The sequence below is a fragment of the Wolbachia endosymbiont (group A) of Epagoge grotiana genome, assembly GCF_947251775.1.
GTDB lineage: Bacteria > Pseudomonadota > Alphaproteobacteria > Rickettsiales > Anaplasmataceae > Wolbachia > Wolbachia pipientis.
Map to the genome: position 1 here is coordinate 266,558 of NZ_OX366387.1, position 24,797 is coordinate 291,354.

Genomic DNA, 24,797 nt, shown 5'->3' on the forward strand with positions numbered 1-24,797 from the left:
CATTAAGAATCTAGTGAACTGTCTAAAACAGCTATGAAGATTGCACACAGAATTATATAAATTACTATCATAACGTTACCCAAACTTCTATATCAAAGCTATGTGCTATAAGTTCAATATGGAAAACACATTAACCACTTAGCATTTAATGTCTACTTCATCCATTTTACTATTAGGACCATCAAACTTGGTCTGGTATCCCTAATTATTTTGGCTACCTTCACTTTAAATTTTCCACTACTTGGCATATTATAGCTCCACTTCTTATATTATAACCTACCTATTGAGATTACCTCCAAGCTTGGTTACTCCTATCTCAGAAAGACAAGTTGATACTTTTGAATGGCTTTGAATAGAAGCATTACTTAAATAACTTTGAGGCTCTAAACTTATCTGCTGTTTTTTTGTACCATCAACTTCTAATCTACCATCTCTGTTGTGTAATATCTGCTCTATTGATTGATTTAGCAGACCCTTATTAAATTGAGCTATAAACTTTTCAAATTTCTTCGGACTTAATTTACCAGCTTCTTTACCAGAACATGCTTTCTCTACATATGAGTTGAAAATCCCCGAAATCTCATCAAATTTACCACTCATGATTTTTCCTGTAACTTCTTTCTGTATTTCCACAAAATCAATATTTAATCGATGCATTGACACACCACTTTTTAATCCAGCTTGCTCTACTACTTTCTCAAATCCCTTTGTAATATTGAGTGTATATTCCTGTGCCTCTAGTGGAGATATAGACTGATCTATTGTAGAAATATACTTTTGACCTGTAACCCTTCTAATCAATAAGTCAAATAAAGTTATTGTACCATTAAAGTCAACCTGTGATAGATAGTGATCTCCCATTTCTAATATTGTATTTCTATCCTTAGGCTTAAATTTAACAGGTGCTTGCCTTTCACACATTCGTTTTAGATTTGCATTTACATAATCGACGTTGTCTCGAAAGAAACCTCCATTTTCTTGTCTTTTATCTGTACCATCAGATGGTAGTGTGGTACCTGTGAAACTACTATTACTTATCGACGCTTTGGCAAATTGCCCATCAACTTGTGATAATGAACTTGCAGTCCCCTCAGATTTAGAACTCAATAATCTACCTACAGAGCTTTTCACCCGACTAAATAAATCATTTATCCATGAAGATGGTTTTGCGCCACTGCTTGTTGCTATCTGAGGTTGGTCTATAGCAAGGGGTTTGCGTGATAAGTTATGAGAATTGTGATCTCCATGGTGATGACGGCGTTTGCGTTCTCCTCTTCCTCCCCTGAGCTTTTTTTCTAAGTATTCCACAATATTATTGTGCCCCTTGTCTTTCGCAATATCTAGCGGTGTTTTACCGTAATTACCTTTAGCACCAAGATTAGCATGAGCATCGACAAGAACTTTTACTATATCAGGACTGTTGGTATCAGCACCATAATGTAAAGGTGTCCAATTGTCTTTGTCTTCAGCGTTAACATTTGCACCACGATTAAGAAGTAATTTGACTACATCTATCCTGTAGTTTTCAACCGCTCCATGCAATGGAGTTGCTTGATATTCTCCGTTTTTAGCTTCAATATTAGCACCGTTATCAAGAAGGAGTTTAACTAGGTTTAAATCACCGATTTCAGCAGCTGAATACAGTAGTGTATTACCGTTCTTGTCATTGGTATCAATGTTAGCACCCTGAGCAATAAGACCTTTAGCTTCATTAAAACCACCGCTTTCCACAATAGTCAACAATTTTCTATCTAATTGTACTTGCTTCAAAATTCCTGCTATATCTAGGTAACCTTTTCGAGTAGCCAAATCTAAAGATGTTTGGTTATAAATATCTCTAACTTCAATATCAGCACCTCTGCCAAGAAGCTTACTATTACCCACAAGTATAAAATTCATGAGCAAGTTTCCATCCTTCTGCTAAATCAAAGAGACGTTTCCATCCCTTCCACAAAGCTATAGGGCCTGGTTCTAAGTCATTTTTGCGAGCTAAAAACCCTCCTAACTTGGCCACCCACCTCACAATTTCTCTTATAGGTGGTGGTGTCTCAGGATAGTTTTTTGTCTTAAGCATTTTGGTATATAAAACCTTCCATTCGTCGTCAGTCAGTATGAAAGTGCAAGAAAGATTTGGATTTGTTCTAGCTACTAGTGTGATAAAAAATATTCTCCATGCAATTATACTCATTATTGTAAGAAAGCGGATTAATCTATCTGCTGCTTGGAGCCTACATTCTTCAACTTTAAGACCAGATTTCAAAATTTTATGAAAAACCTCTATTCTCCATCTTAAGCAATACCATTGTATTTTTTCTACTGCTTCTTCAAAATTATTAATATTTATATTTGTCAACAAAATCCAGTTCACAGGCTCTTCGCCAAATGGGGGGTATTTTTCTATAGCATAGACAGCATTTAAACTTAAATTAGGAAGTTTTTGGGTTTTACGTCTAGCGTTATTTTTTGATGCATTCATCACAAAGTTGCTAAACTTTACTTCTAAAACTGTTGTTCTTTGAGGTTTATCATTGCGAGCAGGAATATTCACTTGTATTTCTCCTTGACAAGACATGCGATTCATCAGATCCCACAACCTTTCACCACCTTTTTCAGAATAAGTCGACTTCTTATTTATTGTTCTGTTTTGATTTCCTCTTACTACAAAAAGAGATTGATTAGTGGAAGCAACTTCAAATAAATCATACATATCTGCTTCTCTGTCACAGACGGTAACTACCTTGATATCCTTTAATCCAGGATGATTAGTAGAATATTTAAGTGATTCTATCCACCGTATGCTTTCTTTCTCTTCTATGGGAACAGCAGTATTATGGCTTCTTCTTTTCAACTCTTTTAGGTCTTCAGCTAAGGAGGGTCTAGTACTAATTTTTTGATCCAATAATCCTATAGGCAGTCCTTCTGTTGTAACTGCAAACGTTGTATGCATCACTAATCCATGTGTTTTAAAATTAGTTGTTTTAGATGTTAATCTTGCTGCTATAATCCCTAATCCTTCGGTCTTTTTATGATTTTTATATGAGATATAACTCGTGTCTTGGATAGCTAAGATAGTTGAGTATTCTTTAGCTCTTTCAACAGTTTTAATTATATGACTTTCTAATATCTTTCTCTCAGAAATGGCATCGTTTTGGAAAAATCTATAAGCTGCTTTACTTTGATGCCAATCTTCACAAGCTTGATTTATTGAACGCTCAGGCGATTCAGCAAAACTATTAACTATTTTTAGAAGCCTTTTACTTAATCTTATATCACCAAAATTAACAATTCCAAATTCACTTTCTGCCCATTCGCCAGTTGAAGTATTTATAGTTCTTTTCATCATATATTCCATTTTTAGACCATAGATCCATTTATAATAGAAAGTTGAATTAGTAAAATATCAGCTTTTTTACTATTTATATACTTATGGGTAATAGTAAGGCCAAGAAGGAGTTCGACTGTATTTAATTTGTTTCCTTGTATAGCTACATGCAATGGTGTCCAACCATTATTGGTTATATTATTAATACCGCTAATATCCTTGTCTAAAAGAAACTTAACTATTTCAAGATTACTACTGTACTGGGCAGCTACATGTAATGGTGTATTACCATACACATCTTTAGCATTAATATTAGCATTGTTATTGAAGAGAAACTCAACTACACTAAGTTTATTACGAGAAGCAGCAAAGTGTAAAGGCGTCCAACCGTACATGTCTTTAGCATTAATATTAGCCTTCTGATTAATAAGATCTTTAACTTCATTAAGACCTGTATCTTGCACTGCAGCTAACAATTTTTTATCTAATTCCGTTTGTTTTAAAAATCCTACTATGTCTGTATAATTCCCTTGAATAGCCAAGTCTAAAGGTGTTTTTCCATCGCTAGTTTTAGCTTCAATATTAGCCCCTCGACTTGAAAGTACTCTAACTATATCAAGCCTGTCTTTGAAAACTGCATGATGTAAAGGTGTCTGGTCATCTTTGATTTTAGCTTCAATGTTAACACCTTTATCTATAAGAAATTCAATTATTTTAGGTGTAGTATTATTGTGCTGAATAGCCACATGCAAAGGTGTTAAACCATCATTAGTTTTAGCTTCAATGTTAGCCCTTTTATCTATAAGAAGCTCAATTATTTTCAATTGACCATAAGCATTTGCTATATGTAACGGTGTTTCTCCAATATTAGTTTTAGCCTCAATATTAGCATTTCGATTTAAAATTGCCCTGGATGTATCAAGCTTATTATCGTTATCAGAAGCATAGTGCAAAGGTGCCCAACCACGCCTATCTCTAATATTAACATCTGCACCCATACTGAGAAGATTCTTAACTTCACTAAGATTATTTCGTCTCACAGCATCAAACAGTTGCTCTGTAGATAGAATTGCTTTTTCTTTATTAAATTCCACTATAACATCTTCTGAGTTACAAATAGAAGCTATACACTTTGAGTTAGAAACTATTGCATCATTAAAAGCAAACATCATTTCTCTTGCCGGTTGATAAGTATTCCAGTTCTCTACTTTTACAAGAGTGTTATTTTTATGTGATAGCAATAAGGTATCATTTATAACTCTCATATTGAAATCTAATATAGACTTATCTTTCAAATCAACTAAACCAATATCATTCTTGTTAACAGGTTGATTATGATAAATCTGTAACCCTTGCTCATCTGGCTTATAATATCTGAAAGAACTAAATTCATCAGCTCTTTCTCCAAATTCTTCTGGTTCCATAATTTTGTCGCTCAACTCTATGGATAAATCCCAGTTTTTATGAACAGAAGAATAGTAATCCGATATTGATAATGCTCCTCTATCTGATAACAATAGCAAATCATTATTTAGCTTCAAAAAAAGAACTTTTTCTGAGTCAAATGTGAAACAATTATGATGATTTAAAAGGTTAGTACCATTAACACTAAATCTTCCATCTACTTTTAAGCTATGAGAGCAATAATCTCGCTCTAATTCTCCATTCTGAAATTTGTAATATTCTTCCCCATTAAATGTAACTGTAACATCTTTATAATTTGATAGCAGGGTTATATTTAGGCCATTTTTGTTAATCTTTATTTCTCCTTTATTATCTTCTATAAATGGCATATCATTTAACGTACTATTTAGTAGACTAAAATCTAATATACCATTTGCTTGAGCAATCATAATATTAGCGTTTCTGTTATCGAAAAGATAAAGATGGCTTATATTACTTGGAGCTTCCCAGTAAAAATTATGATGCTCTTTATCAGGATAAAAAATATGATTACCGGAACTACCTATAGTACTATGATAATTAGTGCTTGATAATTGCTTTGTGACATTAAAATTTAAATTATCTATTTTTCGTAGATTATCCAATTCATCATCTAACACGACATTACTACCTATGCTTTTTGTCACATGCAAGTTTGTTACTCTACCAGTATTAGTATCTACTTTTGTTGGAGTTACAGATAAACCATCTGCTGTTTTTACCGATGTTTGTTTATCTACACTTATAAAAGCCCCACTTTTATTGTAGATGTTTGTTATATTATTAGCATGAGTTATATTACCTATATCACTAAGATTTATTGGTAATAATACTAAACCTTTTCCATGAATAGAATCACCAAAATAACCTTTTATTGTAGTAAAGTTTTTTGCCGTTATTACATCATTGCCACCTTTACCATCAACGTAACTTGCATGAGAAACTTCTATATAATTAGCTTTATCACTGCCAATAATAGAATGTATATTCTCTGAATCTGTAAAATTACTTCGCGTTACAACTATATTATTTTGCCCAATAGAAGATCCACCTAAATTGCATACAAAATTATCCTTTGCTATGTAGAAGAAATTCGTTCCTTGTTTATGAATATCACAATTACTTAGCTGATTTGTAAAATAATACCTGTTCTGTATACCAGACCCTTGATTATTGATTCCATAACTATTAAGTAGTATATTCTTACCATTAAAAATAACATCAATGGTATAATTAGAAGTCACATTTATAAAAGCATTGTTATTAGACATATAAAATAACATCTTTACAGGTCCAGAAGGATCACTTCTGTTATATGAAACTGCATTATAGCAATCAGTCATATGTTCCTGTAAAAACCACCTTTCTACTATCTTCTTTAGTATGGTGCCCTGATTCCCCTTGGATTCGCTATCATAAGGGTCACAATTTACCGATAGTTTTGCTAGCTCTTGCGTACTGACAATTTGTTTAGCAACGTCATCTCCTTGAGGTCCACAAACAAGATTATAACTTCCTATTGTACTTGGAACTACTCTGTTAAAGTTCCGAGCAATTTCTATATTGTAGAATGGATATTTAGCTCTTACCTCTTGCTCAAAATCAAACTCAGTACTAATTATTCTCATCACACGATTACACAAACTCCTTGCCTTAAGCATACCAATACCAATTCCTTCCCATTGCCTTTTACTACGAGAATAAGAATTAGTAGCGTATTCTTCTTTCTTAATCAGTATAGAAGGTAACGACATAACTACCTGAGTATAGTTATCCTTATCAAAATTATCTAAGACCTTTGATATATACTGTTTATATATCTCTTTTGCCTGTAGATCATTTTCTATATAATCTAGTATTTTTTTACCAAGAAAGAAATCCCAATAAAGATCATGCTTTTCCTGATCTGTAAGACTCATTTGTTCTGTTAACTTTTCTACTTCAAGCTCTGCTTCTACAAATTGTGATATGATAATAACAGCAACTGAAATAGCAGCTCCAACCGGACCGGCAAATTCTCCTATTACTCCAGCTTCCATACCTATAGCCGACATTGTTTCAGTAACAACTGCAGGTACATCTGCAGCTATAAAAATGGAATTAGTTGCGATGTTTAGGTCAGCAATCTTTACATCTACAGGATCTGTTGCATTTTCCCTTGCTTTTATCGACTCCGCTAACCCTAAAAATGCTGCAAAGTTACCTATAGCACGTCCCATAACTGGAGCAAATCCCTTTAGCATCTGAGAATCAAGCTTTGTTCCTAACTCTAACATTTTTCCAGAGATTTTTTCACCAATCTTTGGCATTACCCAGAGATTTAATGCATCATAACCTAGCCCTTCTACATCTCCATTTGCTATATGTTTACCAACTAAAAATACCGTAAAGGCAAGACCTGCACCTTCTGCTACTTTCCCTATTTTTTCTGCTACTCCAGACCTTCTCAGGATATTTTTCATTTCTTCTTTATTTTCTATGTTGTCCTTCATCTCCTTCACAATATCCCTAATCTCTGGATCTATTGAACTTAGATCTATATTTTTAACTTTTGCGATAAATGCTTCTTCAACATTTTGGTCTATAGTTTCACCTCTAGATATTCGCTCAGAAACCTTGAAAAGCTGATCATAAAACTCAATATTCTTTACTCTTTCTGCTACCTTGTCAGCATTAAACAACTCTTTGATACGTTGTTCTTTTTCCTCTTCTGTAATCTCTTCTTCATCAAACGAATCCTTGCAGGCCATATTTACACTTCTTTCTCTTCTTGGTTTTTTACTTGGTGGATACTCTGGTGATGAAGGTTCTCTTTTTTCTCCTTTAGAACACTGCCCTACAGTAGGTAACATATGAACTGAACTATGAACTACACCAACAGGAATAAATCCTTCCTTAGCTGTCCTACTTGTTAAAATAAGTTTATTTGGATTATTAGATCCTTTATCGAAAACAACACCGATAAATTTCACCTCATCACCATCTGTGAGTGTTTTATAGGTAACGCCCTCTTTATACTCTTCATTTATTTGATCATTTGCTTCCCTCAATAAAGCTTTAGCTCCTTTGCCCTGCCTTGATGTCTTAAGTTCTAATCCTATTGGAGTGTACTCCTCAGCATTTCCACCTTGAGCTACAAACTTAATACCATGAACTAGCATATCAATGCGTTCCCCTCTACCAGTTTGAAACTCAGTTAAAACTAATGCTCTAGTTTCTGGTGATTCTTGTAATTTTAGGTCGCTATAATAACTAAATACTCCATTCAATATTCCCTGGAAATGAGCTTCTTTATTAACGAGACTCTTAAAAGGGAATATTCCTTCTCCAATTTTTTCTAATAATCCACTATATCCTTTTATTGATAAGGATTGGATATCTAGTGCTTTATCAAATGTTTCTTTTAACTCATTAGGATAAGGAACTTCTTTGAAAGTACCTTGAAATCTCTCAGCTCCGTTGTTGTACTCTTGTAAAGAATTATATTTTTCAGTCCAAATAGTAAGATATCTTCTAAAATCTGACTTGTATCTAGTATCAAAATTAAGATTTAATTCTACTATTTCCCTATTCCCTATTTCTCTATTTAATCTATCAAGAGGGAGTACTTCATTTAGCATGTTCAGAACATCTTTTCTGTTAGCTTCAATAATATTTATCACATAAACCAATTTCTCTGTATTTTCTGGAATAAGCACCATTGTTACAACTGCATGGCTTGCATCAAGATTAGCCGATAGTCTTTCTCTGGCTCTTTCAGCTGCTGGACGTCTAAGCCTACGAAGATTAGGATGCACTTCAGTAGGTATATTGCCTCCATAGATAAAAATGTATTTTTTTAAACTTGTTCCTGAATCTTCACTTAATAATAACAATTGCCCTAGTAAAAACCTACTAAAATAATGATTATCTCCCTTTTCCGGTGTACCAGGAAACGTGTGATAGATACGTTCCATATTATTTTTTATTCGTTTTTTTAGCGCATTTGTGTAAATTTCTTGCGTATCCCAATCATCAGCAGACTTTAATATATCTTGAAAAAGAGGAATTACTCTCCCCTCACGGCTCGACCCTCCGATATTAGAAATAGGAGATGAACTATCAAGATTGACACCAACACATAAAATTTCGTCCGCAGTGGTTAAAACCCGCATAACATTTGGTTGGAAACCTTGTGCATACCTCTCTGCTTGTTGCAAAGCCTTATCTGGAGTGGCATTAGGACCTTCCCCTGCTTTTAACTCAATAATAATGGGAATAGAGTCTAATGCACGATCAGGACCACGAGCTAGCAGGATAATATCTGCATAACCCCTTCCTGCAAATTGCTCTGGATAAACTCTAAGATTATACCTATAGTGGAAATTCATGAAAACGCCTACCATAAATCCATGATGTGCTGCTTCACGTGCACTACTATCATAGATTAATGAGTTTTCATATTTAGAATGAACTTCACTAATCTTTCCAAGAACTCTCTCAAGAGATCTTTCAACTATTGCCTCATCAGAGCCATTTAGCTCAGCTATATCAACTTCTGGATTATTCCATATTCCTTTTTCTATTTCATGAAATTCTTTACTAGCAGGGGAATCAAGTATCTCTTTAACTTCCATATTAACAAAAATTCCATCCTTTCCTTTGTAGATCTGTACTAGTCTAGATTTTATTCTGTCTTGAATTTTATTCTCAATGTTTATGATCTCATTCTCAACATTCCGATCTCTAATCTTACTCCTATCTATATTATTTCTTAATATACCCTTCAATTCATCAGCGGTAAACTGATGGCCGCGCTTCCCTTCTGATATGGAAAATAAATCTATATTATTAATAGCATCTTTGGCATTTCCAATTTTACCATTTTTAACAATAGCTACCTTTAAAGTTTTCGAAGTATCAAAACTAAAATAAATCTTTTTAATGTTTAACTTTTCTGCAATTTCTGTATCCAGCAAAGTAGAAAAGCTTCCTAAGAAGAAGTGTGTAAAAAATCCTGCTTTTTCCACAGAGTGTAAATAAGATGGAATTTGATCCACAAATGACTGAAATCTTGTTTCAAAAGATTTAAAATCCTCTTCTTGCTTGCTTGTGCCAACTTCTGTACCTGCTTCCTCTATTAACAACTGTATTAATTCAAAGTCTTGAGGCCTTCCTTTACCCATGACTTTTTTTAAACCTTTTGCAAGCTCTACATCATTATCAACAATACCTCTCTCAAGACCAAAATTATAATGATTTCGGTTACCCGGTGCGCCAACATGAAATAACTGTATTTGAATATCTCCATTACCATATTGAGTTTCAACTTCACCAGAAACACTAATTGTTGCGCTAAGTATTCCACTCATTGCTCTTATTTCAGGTTCACCTCCCCAAGCATTAGGTTTCCGCATGTTCTCTAAGTAACTCTCAAAATTGCCCTCAATAAAACCTCTAAACTCGTTTCTATGAGAACTTATATGATTAACTACTCGATTGCGAAATACATTTCTTACTAAGTTTGCAAATGTATCATCATAATTCGCAGCACTTAAATTCCGGACCAAACCTCTAATATGATCTAAATTTTGGGTTACAGCTCCTTCATTTCCAAATAGTACTTCATACCTTTGTCGAAATAAATCATCGTCGTTTCTGACAGGTATTAAGTAAGCCATAGTAACAGACCAAAACAAGCAACTACCATCTCCTGGAACATCGATTCTCTTAACCTGACTTCCACTTTCGGAATCAACATCAGATCTACGATAACGCTTAAGTTGAGAAAATTCTTTAGCTTGCTCTATATATTGTATTTTACCCGATGATTCGGTAATTTTTGAATTAACGCCTTCTTTTGTTAGATGATCTGCTGGATATTGTGTCTTAAGCATAGAACCCCCTTCATTATATTATGCTAAACCCACTATATCAAGCTTATTATATAACAATCAGAGATATCAATAATAAAAGCTATTTTTACCCATATGCTGGCTTATGTATATAACATTTGTATTATAATGCAACCTCTTTTTGATAGAAGCTAAAATAGTAATAAGAAACCACAACCTGCTTTATAGAATTGCCTTATAACACCTCTTAATTACCCAACTCTAATTGCTCACATGCTTTACTTAATTTAACCTCAGTTAAGCTAGTACACTCTTCAACTGTAGACTTACCGTATGATAAAAATTTATTTAGTGAATCAACATCTCTTTTCTCTAATACAGATCGTATATGCTCCGCTTGTCTAGAATCCATAAACTCCTTGATTTGATCAGAATTAGCTTTACTTAATACCGCCCATACTGGTTCCACACACCCCCTATTAATTAGAGGTACTAACAACCTTCCTTGAAACACTGGGCTACTTCTCATTTCTTCATTTAGTAATAAGGCACGATGGCTATCAAACCCTTCCTTTGTCCACATATGCATAAAAAGCCTTATTCCTTCATCTACGCAAGATTTTGAATAGCTTTCTATTTTTCTTATATACTTTAACCAAACACAATAATAATCTCCTGAAACATCACTTGGTTTTAAGCAATCAAACAATCTTTGAAATTGATCAAAGCGAAGTGCACCCTGTAGCGTGTTTAGACTACCATAATAACCATTTTCAGCTAAGTCTCTTTTTAGAAGCTCTGGATATTTATCAGGAGTTATTTGACTTTCCATAAGATGGTACAAGCCTCCACCTTCTAGGTGGAGAAACTTTAGTTTGTCAATGTCATAACTGTACTTTATAAAGTATAGTTATGACGGAATATGACAAAGGAAAACACACTGTATTTTATCATAGGTACCATATAGTCTGGATTACAAAATATCGGTACAGAGTATTAACTAAGGCTATGAAGGAGAGAATACGAACAATCATAGCAGAAGTATCTGAAGAAATGGGGATTAAGATAGAAAACGGAGTAATATCATCAGATCATTTACATTTATTCGTAGTAATACCTCCTCATATAGCTGTGAGTGATTTTGTTCAAAGAGCCAAAGGCAGGTCTTCACGCAAAGTTCAACAAGAATTTCCAGAGCTAAATAAAATGTACTGGGGAAAGCGTTTTTGGGGAAGAGGATACTTTAGTGCTACCAGCGGACATATCACAGATGAAGTCATTAATGAGTACATCAATAAACATACAGATGCACATCAGCCTCATTCTATATCTAGTATAAGATTGGAGTAGCTTTAGCTTCTCACCGCGCTTCCAGCGCTATATCCAACCTTTCGGCTCTCAGCCGATAGTGGTTGAGTAAAACAAAATTCGAATATTTCAGGATAACTATTACAACGACTACCTGCTGCATATACCGCTGTCTTCATGAAGATCTCATCCTTTTTCTGTGAGCCCATTTCATCTTCAGGTAATGACTTTATTTTATTCCAGAAGAATTCTACTGCTTCCGCTTGTTTCAAATCTATAGCACATTTAAGTCCATATTCATATGGATGACGACCATCTAGATTTAGTTTAGAGATGTAACCGCTAACAAAATGTGACCAAAAACCTGTTAAAAGGTCGCTTGTTAAAGATTTAACTAAGTGACCATACTCCAACAGACTACTTTTACCTTGAGCTGATAATCTTTTTTTTCTTTCCTCAAATAAAGCAATAATATCTTCCTCTAAGCAGCACCTACAGGCAATTTCATAGCTAGGGTTACTAAAGGGACTGCCTGGCATTATCAGCTTTTTACCTATCACCTGCCTATCAAGTTTAACTTTATGTAAATTGTCTACTTTCTTCCAACAATCCTCATTAGATAGCACTTGTGAAAGAAAATTGTGCCTCTTTTTACCACCCCTTTTGTGCAAGTCCCAATTTGCATAACACCAGCGCTCAATTTGAAAAAGCTTAGATGCTCTATAGGGATCATCCTCTTTAATAGACGAAAACAAAACTTTTGGAATATCTGAACGCAGCATAATTACCCCTCTATGAATGGAAAAACATGGAAACTGTTACGTCTAACATACACTATAGTAACTTGATACCATTTCGAGTAAGATATCCCTTTTCTAAGTTTTGTCAATCCTCAATTTGAAAAATTTTTTTAGACTTGAATAACTCTCAACAAAAGCCTCTTAATATGAGAGATACATGACGTTTTGTTTATTTTAAATTCTGTTTTTTATAAGTCTACCTTAGTTATTATTCTAAAATAAACTAGTATTAATTTAGCAGAATGTATTATTAAGATCTTAAGTAAGATAACCATTTCCAGAACTCAAAACCAGCTAATGAGAGAAGAGTTTGTTTTGGGATGGATTGGTCTACCATGTGTACCGTACGAACTTTTTTATACGGTAATTTTATTATACGCTAAAACTAACCACATTAGCCCATTTCACCCACATCTACATACGAACTATTTTGCCTAACTTTATTGCAAAGATTTCAAACTTCTATTTTTATAACCTTATTTTTAAGCTGCTTGTTCTCACAAAGATACGCCCTTTTTTGAAGGAGTAAACAATTGAATTTTTTATAACACTAACTAGCATGGTACTTTCACTAAAATATGTTTTGAAAAAGTTAGTTGACCTGTAAATAGTTCTCTACTAATATTGGCATGTATTTGTTTATTCTGCTGAAGTTGCTCTATACAGGTTTGCTGTAAAAACTTCAGCAGTTTCCGTACTCCTTTAAAGCATCATATTCCTATATATTCAATATAGCTGGTGTTCTCAATTTTGTTGATCTATAGTAAAATTGGCTAAAACTTCCAGTAATAAACAACTTTTAACCTAGCAGTACTCACCATAAAAACTTAACAAAAATATGAGTAGTAAAAAGATTATGTTGAAATTAGCTTGACACATACTACACATTCTATATAATATATCCTATATCTAGAGCTAGCAGGTAATATGGGTACAGGGCCAGTAAAATATATTGCAGAACCTATCAGTGAACAAAGCAAACACACTGATGAGCAAAAACTGAAGTGTGACCTAAGTGCTGGACAAGAGTGTTCAGAAATAGGTAGCCCAAAAACAGAAGCAACTGAATTACCAGTAGATAGTTATTATGAATTCATTAAGCGAGATTTATTTTGGGCTGATAGAAGTTTGATAGATGATAAAAAATACTTAGAGGATTTAATAGATGAGTGGCTTATTCATGCACCTAACTTAAAACTGGAAGAGAGTCAAAAAAAGTTAAATCAAAAATTACTCAATAGTATTATAAAAGATTTTAATATGGGGAATTATGACTCATTTTCAAATCTTAAGCAGTTTTTAGAAAGTAACGAGAAAAATAAAGACCTGAAGTACGTTCTTAATCTAAAAAGAGGACATCTAGGAACAACAGTATTGAATGTGTTTGTCGCACACGATGAAGCCATTCATCCTCTTCTCAAAGCTGGTGCTGATTTAAATATGCAGGATAATAAAGGTAAAACACTTTTGCATGATACTGCTATTTATTCCAGTGAGTATGAAGGTCTAAAGTATCTCTTAGATGCAAAAACTGATCCAAATATACAAGATAAAAAAGGTAATACACCTTTACACTATTATGCTGCTAATTGTAATGATTATAGCAGAAAGGTTATGGATTTACTCATAAGCAAAGGAGCTGATTTAAACATAAAAAATAACAATGGAAAAACCCCACTGCAAATTGCAATTGATAGCAACAATATTATGGAGTGTTTTTTAACTGACAACCAAAAAAAGTTAAGAGACCAACTACGTAAAATGGTTAAAGCTACAGATTCTGATGAAGATTGGGATAATCCTTATGGTCCAGGTGTTGAAGATCTGAAAAAATTTTTAGATAAACATAAAAATAACCAAGATGTAAAGATAGTTTTAAATGTTAAGGGTGATAGTTCAATTTGGCCGTTTTGTCAATTTCCTGATGTAAAAGCTTTACTCTTAAAAGCAGGAGCAACTGACTTTGTAGGTAATAAGCAAGATAATTGTGAAAAATGTGATAGTCTCTTGTCAGAGATGTATCAAACAAATCAACTTGCTAAGCTAAATAAGTTTTTGAGTAAGGTAGTAAAAGCTAAAAGCATGATTGAACTACAGGAAGTTGTAAATGAGATTATAGCTTCTGGAATGAGATTAAATTTTGCTAAAGACAAAGATTATTACTTTGCAGATCACGTACTAGAAAAAATTGCTAAGTTAGAAGGAAGCTATGGAATTGCCAGTGATATAGTATGTGCATTAATATCGAGAGGAGCAAAGTTAAAAAACTCAGATAGTTTAAAAGTCATTGATACAATAGAACGAGAGTTTAAAGATCATAAAGCTAATGTAATCAAGGCTCATGTAGAGTACATTAATTATGCTGAAGAATTTTTTAGAGTTGCAAGGGATGCTACCAGTGGTCAACTGTGTGATGGAAAAATCGATAACAGTGTATCTTACTTAGAATACTCAGAGGATAGTATAATAGATGTTGCAAAAATCACAGATAGAACAAGGAATTTAGGAATACCTCAAGGAGAAAAAGGATATGGAAGGAGTGTAATAAAAATTGGCAAAAGTGAGGTAGAAATTATAACCCAAGATGGCATAAGGAATTACACAGATCTTACAGAAGGCAGCGATATAGTATTAACTTTCTATACCAGTTTGGGAAATATAGACGTTAGACTGTATCCTGACGTACAAGATAAAAGCAAAATTATAGTAGAAGTGAGTAATAGAGAGGAAGTATTGGAAAAATTCAAAGGTCATGAAGAAGAATTAGGCGAGGATTGTGCACTTGGTGATTATGATGTCTACTATGCTATTGAACAGGGATATTTTGAAAGGTCTGGAAAATTAATGCATCCTGAAGTAATAAGCGAGTCTAAAAACAAATGGACAGAACGTGAAGAGTTAAGAAGGACTTCTGATCCTAGGAGAGAAGTTTCTAGGTAGATTGATTTGCTAAAAAAGTTGAAGATTATTATTTAAATATAAACTACTATAATTTATAGGTTAAGGAGTTCGTACCAATGTCTTCTAAGAATACTCTTTTATGTTGTTTTTAAGCTGGCTACAAAATGAGGATATGGAACATACAATTGGCTGGGCTGCCTTTTACACTCCAGGTCTACTATTAAAATATGCAGCTAAAATTGGATCATTTTCTACCATTATTGCATCTAACATACTAAGATCTTCATTATTTATATTGATATTTTCACATAATTGATTCTGTAACATTGACTTACTTTTCTATATCAATTTCAGCATCTTTTGTGTGGCTCTTTGTAGTAGCTCCTTTTGCAATAACCTTTTTTAATTTTCTGGCACATACTTTTTTCGATGTTTTTTCATATTGTTGTTTTTATAAACGTTACGATGCTGAGCCGTAAAACTTCTCTAATTGTTCACTCCACAGCATCGGTATTTCTCTCAAATCAACTAACTTCAAACCCCTTGGCTGTCTCCCATTTACTATGTCTTCCTTAATCTTCGGAGCTAAATAATTTAACCTTAAAATTTGCTGTATACGTCTTGTACCTATATTAATTTTGGCACTCAGCTCCTTCACACTTTCGTATTTTCCCTCTTCTAGTTGCCGTTTCCACAGATGGGCTCTTACCACTGCTTTCAGTAGTGCATTGTTTGTTTTGCCTTCTGGCTCAGTTACTGTGCATTTCTTTCCTTTCTTTTTTATTGGTATAAATTCCACCTTATCCTCTAAACTCACCTCTATTCCATCTTCTTTTATCATTACTCCTTTTATTAACTTTTTCACTACTTCTTTCTGCTTTCCAAAATTTAAATTTTCCCATTTTTCTTCGGTCTTTTCTCTCCAATTTTCATATATCTGCTCCGCTTTTCTCATCACTTCTTTTTCTACTTCTCCTGCTACTATTGTTCGATTTACTGATTCACAATTCTTTCCCCTTAAGTGATTGTTGCATACATAATATCGGTACCTTTTATTTTCTTTTTTTGAGTATGTCAGTGTCATATTTACACTACAGCTCTTACACTTAATTATTCCCCTAAGCAGCGCTTCCTCATATTTTGCTTTTCTATATGGCTGATTACTTATCAATTCCTGCGCTTTTTGCCATTTTTCTTCCTCTATTATTGCTTCATGCTTTCCTTCATACTGTTTGTCATAATGTCTTATCTTTCCCACATATATTGGATTTGTTATTATTCTTCTCACCGTTGCTTTTTTAAAGATATCCGTTTTTGCTTTTGTTCGGTATCCTTCCCTGTTTAACTCTCTTGCCAACTCTGCCATTGACTTCAGCTCCAAATATCTTTCAAATATATGCTGCACTGTTTTTGCTTCTTTTTCATTTATTATTAATTCCTTATCTTTTACATCATACCCAAGCGGTAAAGTTCCTCCCATCCATAAACCTTGTTCTTTTGATGTTGCTATTTTATTTTTTACTCTCTCTACTATCATCTCTCTTTCTAGTTGTGCTGCTCCTGATAATACTGTCTGTACGAATTTTCCCATTGGCGTATTATTGTCAAATATCTGTGTTACTGCTACAAAATTTACTCGGTGCCTTCTAAAAAATGACGTTACTTCTATGCTGTCTTTTGTTTCTCTTGATAACCTATCTAGTGTATATACTACTACACAGTCTATCTCTCCTCCTCTGACATCTTCAAATAATTCCTTTATCGCTGGTCTTTCTAAATTTTTTCCTGAATATCCTCCATCATCGTACTTTTTTGCCAATGCTACCCAGCCTTCTTTGCTCTTTATATACTTTTCACATGCTACTCGCTGGGCATCAAGGCTATTAAACTTCTGCTCGAGACCATCCTCATTTGATTTTCTTGTATATATCGCACATCTTACCTCTTTCAGCATTCTTTCTCCTTATCTCTCATTCCAAATAGAAGCGGCCCATTGTAGCTCATTCCCATTATTTTTCCTGCTACTGCTGACAATGACGTGAAAAATTCTTCTCGGTAGATTAAACCCTTATCTGTCACCATTACCGCATGCGTCTCTTCTCCTCTCTCTAGTATTAATTCTGTTCCTTCTACTGGTAATTTATCGCTACTTATTCTTTTTCCCTTCTCTAGCCGATCTGCCAGATACTCTAGTCTTTTTGTCCCCTTTCTTGACATTTCTCCATACGCTTTTTCCTGCATTCTATAAGCTAATCTTGGTATCAGATATTTCTTTGAGTATCTAGGTGCTTCTTCCACAAATACCTTCTTCCATATTTTTCTCAGCTCATTCAAAGGTTTTTTCTCTAAATTCATTACTTTCTTTTCTATTTCTTTCTCCATATTTTTAGCCCTTCATAAATAGCTTCTCAATTCTGTCTGTTTCTTTCTTTAATACCTCGGTTATCTTTTTGCTATTTTTCGCATAATCCATCGCTGTCATTCCAAATTTATCCGCTTGCTCTATTTCTCCTCCAGCTTTCACTAGCTCCTCCACTATTTCTTTTTCACCTACCATGCACGCAAGGTGTAGAGGTATGCATTTATTTCCATATTCCTCAGCATTTACGTCTGCTCCTGATTTTATCAATTCCCTCACGATTTCTAGATGTTTCTCCGTTACCGCTAGGTGCAGTGCTGTGTGTCCTTCTATATCTTTAGCATTCACATTCGCTCCTTTTTCGACTAGTAACCTCACTGTTTTTGCATCTATCGCATAATGTAAAACCGTTCTTCCCTTTTCGTCTCTTGCATAAATATTTTTATATGAGTTCTCTAATAGTGACTCCTCTTTTTTACCCAGCTTTACCATAACTTACCCCACTTTTTCTTTAAATTTAAATCCCTCTTTTAAGCCTTCCCTCTCACTACATTTTCTACCTCATCTATCATTTCATTTACTTGGCTCATTATCTTGCTTGCTAAATTTTGACATTCTTTCTTTATTAGCGATTTGTCTCTCTTCCTTATTTCTCCTATCTCTATTATTTTTAACTCTGGTAAATAACTCCCATTCAACATGTCTGCTATTTCTCCCACTAGCCCCTCTATTCCATAGCACGTCAGTTCTCTACTTTTTGTTACTCCACCTTTTTCTCTCAAAAATTTACTCGCCTTTTCACTTTCTTTACTATCACATAGAGAATACTTTTCACTTTCCCATATGTAATACATTGGCGTTGCACCATATTTATTCAGTTGATTAACCTCAGCTCCGGCCTTTACTAGCTCTTTTATTATTTCAACTCCTGCTCCTCCTATTTTGCACGCAGAGTGCAGAGGTGTACATCCGGTGATATATTGAGTGGCATTGACTTCTGCTCCTTCCCTTAGCAGCACTTTTACATTTTCTAAACTTTTCGCAAATACTGCACAGTGTAGTGGTGTATAACCATTTTTATCTCTTGCATTTACCTCTGCCCCTTTTTTTATTAATAATCTCACTGTTTTGTAATCAGAGATTTCCACTGCTTGGTGTAATATTGTCTCTCCTTCTTCATTTCTTTTATTAATGTTTTTAAACCCGTTACTTGATACTTCTTTAAAAAACTTACTAAAAGATTCTTTGCTAAACTTCATACTTACCTCACAAAATTAGCTTTTCTAGCGCCAGACAAATTTCTTATATTTACCTGCTGCTATTCAAGTCATGTCCTTTTTAGCATGAGAAAGCAAGTCCTTTTCTTTTTATTTCATACACTTTAAACTATTATTAATATAATATATGAGGATCTAAATATAAGTATTTAACTTATTACACATATTGCTTGACTATTTTTCCAACTTCTGTGCAAATGTCGATGTTCGTGCCATTTCAGTACTCCCGGGTAAAACACTAAAATGTGCTTTTCTAATTCGTGTATTGAGTCTTTTTGCTCTGAATATAAGTCGTTTTTATAGTAAATGTTGTGTTCTGCTAAAACATATTTTCTGACCTTCTGATCTGTATAATTTTCTATTTTGTAGTGGTGAGTAACGCTAAACCTTTCTAAAATTGGCTTGTGTTTTAAATTCCAACGTTGCCCTGAAAGTTTATCGTTTCCCAATACAAATTTATTTCCTTCTTCTTCTATTCTACCAACCGGAAAACAGCTATTTATTTCTCCTAATTTCCAGCTATCTGACAGTACAATCTGCGCTTTTGCAAATTTAATCGATGGTAATAAACTCTGTGGTAATGGATATAGTGCTTTTAAGTTGTACCACAAATGATTTCTTTCATAAATACCGTTATAATTCTTTGTGTGAGGCTCGGTTTCTCCAAGGATTGCTACATCTAGGCGATATATATCATTGCTTAAAGCTCGTTCATAATGATCGCGTAGATAATTTTCTATAATCCTAATAACTGGACCACTAGACCTGAAAAAATTTACTCTTCCAAATGATAACACTGGTCCATCTTTTTCTATTTTTACCCCTGAATAATCAGAAAGAAGATCTCCAAATAAACTCTCATCCAATATAAATCTCTGCACATTATAATAATCGTTAAAAATCCTCATCAATCTGGATCTTACAGGCAGTGATAGTTTTGCCAGCTCTACTACTGCATCTACGAAGAAGTCATTTGGTACCTCTTTTATCCCTACTTGCAACTCAAAAAAGTGTTTACCGGGTGGTTCTTCGATGATTGTAATGTCTTCTATATTTGCCCACTTGAGTGCTATTTTAAGTGATTTAGGTGTTCCTCGCAGTCTTTGAAATTTTACTCCTTCTACTATGGCTTTTCTTTTATCTTTTACCCAGCGTAATATCTCTTCTAAACCATATTCTTCTATTATCCACGACAATGTTTCTTCTTCCAATCTAAATTTAAATCCTCTAATACAGCTTGGATCAACCTTATAATCTGTTGCATCTACTAGCGCTTTTTCCTGTTTTGTTGCATTTGGTGGTAATAGCATTACTCAATCTTTAATTTTCGCAAATTTGCACACTCGTTCCCTAGTATCACAATATCCTCTTTTGGCTCGATTAATTCTACGTTTTCCACTCCTTCCACAAACAAATTCGCTATTATCCATGATCTTGTAACGTTCCATCCCAGCCTTCTATTTGCTTCAAACTTCTTAATGAACTGTTTCTTGATTTCCTCCTTCGATATTACAGGACTTATGCTCATTCTGCTGTGAATATCTATTTCCGTAATATTGGAACCAATTACTGTTACTGTATCTGTTAAAACCCTTATATCATCTCTAGTAACCTGCTTTTTTACAATTTCTAGTAGCTCTTCTAACGCTATGCCAGTTGTGGATAATTGTGTTGATAAGATTGAAATTTGTACTTTTCCTGGCACTTTTGATTCAACCAGCGCATCCTTTACTCTACTATCTGCTGAGAGTGCTTGAAACCGATAATGCTCTTTACTCCCTCCTGTGCTTGAGCCAACTATTCTTGCCTTGATTCTTTTTCTGAAGCGTTCATCTTCTTCTCCATCTTGCCTCTCTGCTCCATAAAACTCAGCCAAATTATCAAGATCTTCTCCTGTCGCAAATTTAAGTAAGTTACTCTTTACTGCTTCATTTATTCTTTCTCTAAGCAAAAGTTCTCGCCATGCTGCTACTTCTAATACCTTCATTGCTGGATCACTTTCTACTAATGCTGTAAAACTTTTCACTAACTCTTCCTTCATCCGAGAAAAAATCTCTTCAAAGCTCAGTGATTCAATAATATTTGGCTGCTGCATCTTTATACTACAACCCCATCGAAGCGAATCTTTCTTCCCATTGGCAGATACAATCCTTCTAGATCAAGCGTCACTTTTCCTTCTTTTACTCCTTCAACTTTTACTTTTTCTAACTTAAATCTCTTCTCAAATTTCCCCAGTGCTTCTGCAGTTGATGCGTAAATTTCCAAAGTTAAATCCCTATTTATTGGCTTATCTACTAACTCAAATAATCTTGATCCATAATCTCTTCTCATTATTCTACTCTTAATAGGAGTGGTCAGTATATCAATTATTGATTGCTTTAAGTGTTCTAAACCCTCTAGTTCTTTACCTGTTTCTTTGCTCATTCCCTTCATACTGGCTCTGTAAAAACATCAGAACTCCCTCTAATTACTTTAAACCCACATGAAACTATATCTCCTACTCTTCCTATACCAAACCCATTGGCAAATACTGTTTTAGATCCTTCTATTAATATTTTTCCTTCACTAAAACTATCTCCTTGCCTGCAAATTTGCTTACCATTTACAAAAATATTGTTACTGCCGCTAATGCAGAAATGTGGTATAGCTTCTCCACAGTAGTCTCCTAACCTCACTATTCCTTTGTTCAATTTAAGTCGATCCTTTCTGCTTTCAGTTTTATTCCACTTTTTGTCATTTCTATACTTGATCCCCCAGCCTTAAGTGTTATTTTGTCTACTACTTCAATCTCTAAATTATGCTTCTCTTTATCATATAATAATCTTGTCCCATCTTGAAATTTTACACTATTTATTTCTTTTTTATTCTCTGGTGCAGGGTATTTTTCCTGATATATTCCTGCTAACACTACTCCTAATGATAGTTCACCAAGAGGAGAAAATACCATTACTTGTTCATCGATATCTGGCGGAGACCAATCTCTATCTTTTCCTGCTTTGCTCGTTATCCAAGGTAAATAATCTGTTAAAAGTTCTCCTATTTTTACTCTTACTTTTGCTTTGTCATAATCTACCTCTTTTACAAGCCCTATTCGTACAATGTTTGCTAGCTTCCTATTCAGCTCTGAAATCGCAAAACTATGATCCAACATTTATATTTCCTACGTTTATGGTATGTGGCTTAATTTTTCCTTCTTCCCATACTGATTTACCTAAATGAAGCTGATGACTCCAATCAACCATCCACACCAAATATGCATCTAATTCGGGTCTAAATCCATCAGGCTCTGCAGAAAGAAATTCAGCCGGAGATACATTCTTTTCCCAGGTATTCTTGTTCACTACTCTTGCAACCTCAGCAGCTAATGATCTGACAATGAGAGGAGCATTTTCTATTGTGCTATCAACTACTATTCTAGCTTCAAATCTTGCTTTTAGAGCTAATTGTTCAGTACCTGGATCTTTACCTGGTTCTAAACTTGCTAGTTCCACAAACACCGCTGGCGCTACTAATTCTTTTCTTATTGCTGGATAAATTTCACACGTCTGTATTGCTGATATTTCTTCTTTTAACTTAGTGCAGATTGCTTGATGTAAATCTTGCCAATTCATATAGGTGTAATGTAACTTAATTCGCGGTGGAAGAATTTTTCAAATACCTTTTCAACTTCATAATTAACAAGATTCTCTATTATCCTTGAAGCCTCAGGTTCTAGTAGCAACTTAATTTCCTTTATTGGCAGGGCTGTTCTTCCTTCACGTTTAAAAATACCGCTATTTCCTTTTGGCATAACTGCTGCAAATCCTCCTATAAACTCATGCTTTCCTACTTTCGATCCTCTTCTTGTTTTTTGTATTTTGCCAATTGTCGATGCTCTAATGTCATAGAGATTTGCTCTAATTAACACTTCTAATCTGCTAGTTTTCGCCTTAAAAATTCTTAATCTCTTTCTTATCAAACCTAAGTTTATTCTCTTTTCCTCACTGATTTCCTTAGCTGCTTTTGATTTTAGCCATATTGCTGTTTTGTTTAATGCACTCACCATTGCTTTTTCCACTTTTTTCCTTTCAGCATCTATACTTTGTATAATACTACCGGTACGCATTTATACTCCTGACGCTCGAATTTTCCATATCATTCCTGAATTATCTTGCAGCGGTGGAGAATATACTTTATATTTACGGTCACCTATAACAAAAACATCTCCTACTATTGGCCTTAACACATCAAACGCACTTACTTCTAACGCTAAAGTTTCTTCCACAAATTGTCCTTCACCAATCTCGTATAATTTATCTGGCTGTTGCTTTAATACTTGTACCATATATGACTTATCCTTTGACTCATATAAAGCTATCTCCCCTAAATGGATAAGACAATCTTTCAATAACCTCTTTACATTTTCCTGCATACCATTTTCTATTCATTCAAATTCACTTCTAAAGGCTTCTAAAAATATATTGCATCCTTATATTTTTTTAGCATACTCAACACATATTAAAACCATAAGTAGAGTTTTCTACGTGAGGGCTCTACTATGTTGTTACTATTTTTACCAAAACGGACGGACGGTGGCACATTGGCAATGGATTCGACTGCGTATGTAAATCAGTTCCTCTATCAAATCTCCTTGGTTCTTGTTTTGCATATAGTGGCTGTCCAAGAGTATTTACTGTTTCATTAAAATCTGCTGGTGCAAAATATGTTGTAAATGTGCTTGCTGTTCCTAGTGGAAAACAGTGTCCCGTATCTCTTTCTATAAATCTTCTTACGGTTCCTTCAGGATCAGTTGCTTGCCCTCTATATTCCTCAAATGTAATTCCACAAAACGTAAATCCTGACCTCATATCGTTCCTTAGCGCTGCTCCTTCTTGCCATCTCTCATATGCTTCTTTTACTTTAGCATGAGAAGTTAGTGCATCAAAAAACTCAGGACTTACCAAGGCATGAATTCCGGTCATATATTCACCACTTAGATTATCTTCTATATGCCGGAGTACTTCCAGACACTTACGCTTGACATCTGTTGTTGCTGTTCCAAGGGCAAAATTTACTATTTTTGGTGTTATTTCAAATTCGTTGTACAGATTTAGTAATTCTGACCCGTCAGCATCAAGAATAATTCCCTTCAGCGCTCCCATTCGTAAATGCTCTAATGTTATTGCGTGTTTGTTTCTCATTAGCTGTAAATGGTCAGTTATTACGTCTGCCAGCGCTTTCAGTTCACTTTCTGATCCAAATGCCCTTATTCCCTGTACTTCCTCTGGTAACACTACATCATCATGTGGAATATGCGGAACCGTAAATGTTCTTACCTTTCTTTTGCCGCGTTTTCCTACTGTTGCTGGTGCTCCTGGAACTTGTGTTGGTAGTAAACTTAATACTCCGTTTCGCTCTTCTATGGTAATATGTCTAAATCTTACTGACCTACTTGGAAATAAATTTAAATTTTCAACTCGTCCATAATTTATCGGCAATATATTTATCGCATTTGTTAGTGCCGTCATGCTAAATGCTGTATTTGTAAATGGATTTTGCATTTTTCCCCCTTTT

At 34.3% G+C, this 24,797-nt stretch carries 21 protein-coding genes; 2 read left to right on the top strand and 19 right to left on the bottom strand.

Going from position 1 to position 24,797, the window contains the following annotated elements; genetic code table 11:
• Window positions 1-276 precede the first annotated feature (276 nt).
• The 4 genes from OPR50_RS01395 to OPR50_RS01410 form a co-directional block, all read right to left on the bottom strand.
• The gene (locus OPR50_RS01395; protein WP_265024162.1) at window positions 277-1,899 is read right to left on the bottom strand and encodes an ankyrin repeat domain-containing protein; all 1,623 of its coding nucleotides are present in this window, start codon (window positions 1,897-1,899) and stop codon (window positions 277-279) included.
• Entirely contained in the window at window positions 1,877-3,343 is a 1,467-nt protein-coding gene (locus OPR50_RS01400; protein WP_264339584.1) for an IS4 family transposase, read from the bottom strand. Before OPR50_RS01400 ends, OPR50_RS01395 begins: the two co-directional genes overlap by 23 nt.
• Window positions 3,344-3,354: 11 nt before the next feature.
• Window positions 3,355-10,641, bottom strand: a complete 7,287-nt coding sequence (locus OPR50_RS01405) for an ankyrin repeat domain-containing protein (RefSeq protein WP_265024163.1) — start codon at window positions 10,639-10,641, stop codon at window positions 3,355-3,357.
• 205 nt (window positions 10,642-10,846) lie between these two features.
• On the bottom strand, window positions 10,847-11,431 hold the full coding sequence (locus OPR50_RS01410; protein WP_265024164.1) for a hypothetical protein: 585 nt from the start codon (window positions 11,429-11,431) through the stop codon (window positions 10,847-10,849).
• A gap of 80 nt (window positions 11,432-11,511) precedes the next feature.
• Between OPR50_RS01410 and tnpA the strand changes: the two genes are divergently transcribed.
• Window positions 11,512-11,949 (top strand): IS200/IS605 family transposase, encoded by a 438-nt coding sequence (gene tnpA / locus OPR50_RS01415; RefSeq protein WP_006279552.1) that lies wholly within the window; start codon window positions 11,512-11,514, stop codon window positions 11,947-11,949.
• A 2-nt stretch (window positions 11,950-11,951) separates the two neighbouring features.
• Here the strand turns inward: tnpA and OPR50_RS01420 are convergent, their stop codons facing one another.
• A complete protein-coding gene (locus OPR50_RS01420; protein WP_265024165.1) occupies window positions 11,952-12,689 on the bottom strand; it encodes a hypothetical protein in 738 nt (245 codons plus the stop codon).
• A gap of 945 nt (window positions 12,690-13,634) precedes the next feature.
• Here OPR50_RS01420 and OPR50_RS01425 point away from each other — a divergent pair.
• On the top strand, window positions 13,635-15,647 hold the full coding sequence (locus OPR50_RS01425) for an ankyrin repeat domain-containing protein (protein ID WP_264375406.1): 2,013 nt from the start codon (window positions 13,635-13,637) through the stop codon (window positions 15,645-15,647).
• Window positions 15,648-15,809: 162 nt separating this feature from the next.
• Here the strand turns inward: OPR50_RS01425 and OPR50_RS01430 are convergent, their stop codons facing one another.
• The 14 genes from OPR50_RS01430 to OPR50_RS01495 all read right to left on the bottom strand — a co-directional run bounded on the left by OPR50_RS01430 (window position 15,810) and on the right by OPR50_RS01495 (window position 24,784).
• Complete coding sequence (locus OPR50_RS01430) at window positions 15,810-15,935, bottom strand: hypothetical protein (RefSeq protein ID WP_264375407.1); 126 nt, start codon at window positions 15,933-15,935, stop codon at window positions 15,810-15,812.
• Window positions 15,936-16,068: 133 nt separating this feature from the next.
• A complete protein-coding gene (locus tag OPR50_RS01435) occupies window positions 16,069-17,562 on the bottom strand; it encodes a recombinase family protein (RefSeq protein ID WP_264376209.1) in 1,494 nt (497 codons plus the stop codon).
• A complete protein-coding gene (locus tag OPR50_RS01440; RefSeq protein WP_230609237.1) occupies window positions 17,556-17,990 on the bottom strand; it encodes a DUF2924 domain-containing protein in 435 nt (144 codons plus the stop codon). The genes OPR50_RS01435 and OPR50_RS01440 overlap by 7 nt, the downstream gene beginning before the upstream one ends.
• Window positions 17,991-17,994: 4 nt before the next feature.
• Window positions 17,995-18,459: an ankyrin repeat domain-containing protein gene (locus tag OPR50_RS01445; RefSeq protein WP_265024166.1), complete on the bottom strand. Its 465-nt coding sequence runs from the start codon at window positions 18,457-18,459 to the stop codon at window positions 17,995-17,997.
• 38 nt (window positions 18,460-18,497) lie between these two features.
• The gene (locus tag OPR50_RS01450; RefSeq protein ID WP_265024167.1) at window positions 18,498-19,226 is read right to left on the bottom strand and encodes an ankyrin repeat domain-containing protein; all 729 of its coding nucleotides are present in this window, start codon (window positions 19,224-19,226) and stop codon (window positions 18,498-18,500) included.
• A 167-nt stretch (window positions 19,227-19,393) separates the two neighbouring features.
• A complete protein-coding gene (locus OPR50_RS01455; protein WP_265024168.1) occupies window positions 19,394-20,554 on the bottom strand; it encodes a phage tail protein in 1,161 nt (386 codons plus the stop codon).
• Window positions 20,554-21,339, bottom strand: a complete 786-nt coding sequence (locus tag OPR50_RS01460; RefSeq protein WP_265024169.1) for a baseplate assembly protein — start codon at window positions 21,337-21,339, stop codon at window positions 20,554-20,556. Before OPR50_RS01460 ends, OPR50_RS01455 begins: the two co-directional genes overlap by 1 nt.
• 2 nt (window positions 21,340-21,341) lie before the next feature.
• Entirely contained in the window at window positions 21,342-21,677 is a 336-nt protein-coding gene (locus tag OPR50_RS01465) for a GPW/gp25 family protein (protein ID WP_265024170.1), read from the bottom strand.
• Window positions 21,674-21,934, bottom strand: coding sequence for a PAAR domain-containing protein (locus tag OPR50_RS01470; RefSeq protein WP_265024171.1), 261 nt, complete (start codon window positions 21,932-21,934; stop codon window positions 21,674-21,676). Before OPR50_RS01470 ends, OPR50_RS01465 begins: the two co-directional genes overlap by 4 nt.
• Window positions 21,931-22,395 carry a phage baseplate assembly protein V gene (locus tag OPR50_RS01475; protein WP_230609229.1) on the bottom strand — a complete coding sequence of 155 codons (465 nt, stop codon included), beginning with the start codon at window positions 22,393-22,395 and terminating at the stop codon, window positions 21,931-21,933. Before OPR50_RS01475 ends, OPR50_RS01470 begins: the two co-directional genes overlap by 4 nt.
• Window positions 22,382-22,855 (bottom strand): hypothetical protein, encoded by a 474-nt coding sequence (locus tag OPR50_RS01480; RefSeq protein ID WP_264374883.1) that lies wholly within the window; start codon window positions 22,853-22,855, stop codon window positions 22,382-22,384. Before OPR50_RS01480 ends, OPR50_RS01475 begins: the two co-directional genes overlap by 14 nt.
• The gene (locus tag OPR50_RS01485) at window positions 22,852-23,349 is read right to left on the bottom strand and encodes a phage tail protein (protein ID WP_230609226.1); all 498 of its coding nucleotides are present in this window, start codon (window positions 23,347-23,349) and stop codon (window positions 22,852-22,854) included. The genes OPR50_RS01480 and OPR50_RS01485 overlap by 4 nt, the downstream gene beginning before the upstream one ends.
• Entirely contained in the window at window positions 23,350-23,655 is a 306-nt protein-coding gene (locus OPR50_RS01490; protein ID WP_264377128.1) for a head-tail joining protein, read from the bottom strand. It abuts the gene before it with no gap.
• A 124-nt stretch (window positions 23,656-23,779) separates the two neighbouring features.
• Complete coding sequence (locus OPR50_RS01495; protein WP_264376214.1) at window positions 23,780-24,784, bottom strand: major capsid protein; 1,005 nt, start codon at window positions 24,782-24,784, stop codon at window positions 23,780-23,782.
• Window positions 24,785-24,797 lie beyond the last annotated feature (13 nt).

What these genes read in the sequence shown, in the direction of transcription:
- OPR50_RS01395 (WP_265024162.1), bottom strand. Translation starts at nt 1,899, where the DNA reads ATGAATTTTATACTTGTGGGTAATAGTAAGCTTCTTGGCAGAGGTGCT.
- OPR50_RS01400 (WP_264339584.1), bottom strand. Translation starts at nt 3,343, where the DNA reads ATGATGAAAAGAACTATAAATACTTCAACTGGCGAATGGGCAGAAAGT.
- OPR50_RS01405 (WP_265024163.1), bottom strand. Translation starts at nt 10,641, where the DNA reads ATGCTTAAGACACAATATCCAGCAGATCATCTAACAAAAGAAGGCGTT.
- OPR50_RS01410 (WP_265024164.1), bottom strand. Translation starts at nt 11,431, where the DNA reads ATGGAAAGTCAAATAACTCCTGATAAATATCCAGAGCTTCTAAAAAGA.
- tnpA (WP_006279552.1), top strand. Translation starts at nt 11,512, where the DNA reads ATGACGGAATATGACAAAGGAAAACACACTGTATTTTATCATAGGTAC.
- OPR50_RS01420 (WP_265024165.1), bottom strand. Translation starts at nt 12,689, where the DNA reads ATGCTGCGTTCAGATATTCCAAAAGTTTTGTTTTCGTCTATTAAAGAG.
- OPR50_RS01425 (WP_264375406.1), top strand. Translation starts at nt 13,635, where the DNA reads ATGGGTACAGGGCCAGTAAAATATATTGCAGAACCTATCAGTGAACAA.
- OPR50_RS01430 (WP_264375407.1), bottom strand. Translation starts at nt 15,935, where the DNA reads ATGTTACAGAATCAATTATGTGAAAATATCAATATAAATAATGAAGAT.
- OPR50_RS01435 (WP_264376209.1), bottom strand. Translation starts at nt 17,562, where the DNA reads ATGCTGAAAGAGGTAAGATGTGCGATATATACAAGAAAATCAAATGAG.
- OPR50_RS01440 (WP_230609237.1), bottom strand. Translation starts at nt 17,990, where the DNA reads ATGGAGAAAGAAATAGAAAAGAAAGTAATGAATTTAGAGAAAAAACCT.
- OPR50_RS01445 (WP_265024166.1), bottom strand. Translation starts at nt 18,459, where the DNA reads ATGGTAAAGCTGGGTAAAAAAGAGGAGTCACTATTAGAGAACTCATAT.
- OPR50_RS01450 (WP_265024167.1), bottom strand. Translation starts at nt 19,226, where the DNA reads ATGAAGTTTAGCAAAGAATCTTTTAGTAAGTTTTTTAAAGAAGTATCA.
- OPR50_RS01455 (WP_265024168.1), bottom strand. Translation starts at nt 20,554, where the DNA reads ATGCTATTACCACCAAATGCAACAAAACAGGAAAAAGCGCTAGTAGAT.
- OPR50_RS01460 (WP_265024169.1), bottom strand. Translation starts at nt 21,339, where the DNA reads ATGCAGCAGCCAAATATTATTGAATCACTGAGCTTTGAAGAGATTTTT.
- OPR50_RS01465 (WP_265024170.1), bottom strand. Translation starts at nt 21,677, where the DNA reads ATGAAGGGAATGAGCAAAGAAACAGGTAAAGAACTAGAGGGTTTAGAA.
- OPR50_RS01475 (WP_230609229.1), bottom strand. Translation starts at nt 22,395, where the DNA reads ATGTTGGATCATAGTTTTGCGATTTCAGAGCTGAATAGGAAGCTAGCA.
- OPR50_RS01480 (WP_264374883.1), bottom strand. Translation starts at nt 22,855, where the DNA reads ATGAATTGGCAAGATTTACATCAAGCAATCTGCACTAAGTTAAAAGAA.
- OPR50_RS01485 (WP_230609226.1), bottom strand. Translation starts at nt 23,349, where the DNA reads ATGCGTACCGGTAGTATTATACAAAGTATAGATGCTGAAAGGAAAAAA.
- OPR50_RS01490 (WP_264377128.1), bottom strand. Translation starts at nt 23,655, where the DNA reads ATGCAGGAAAATGTAAAGAGGTTATTGAAAGATTGTCTTATCCATTTA.
- OPR50_RS01495 (WP_264376214.1), bottom strand. Translation starts at nt 24,784, where the DNA reads ATGCAAAATCCATTTACAAATACAGCATTTAGCATGACGGCACTAACA.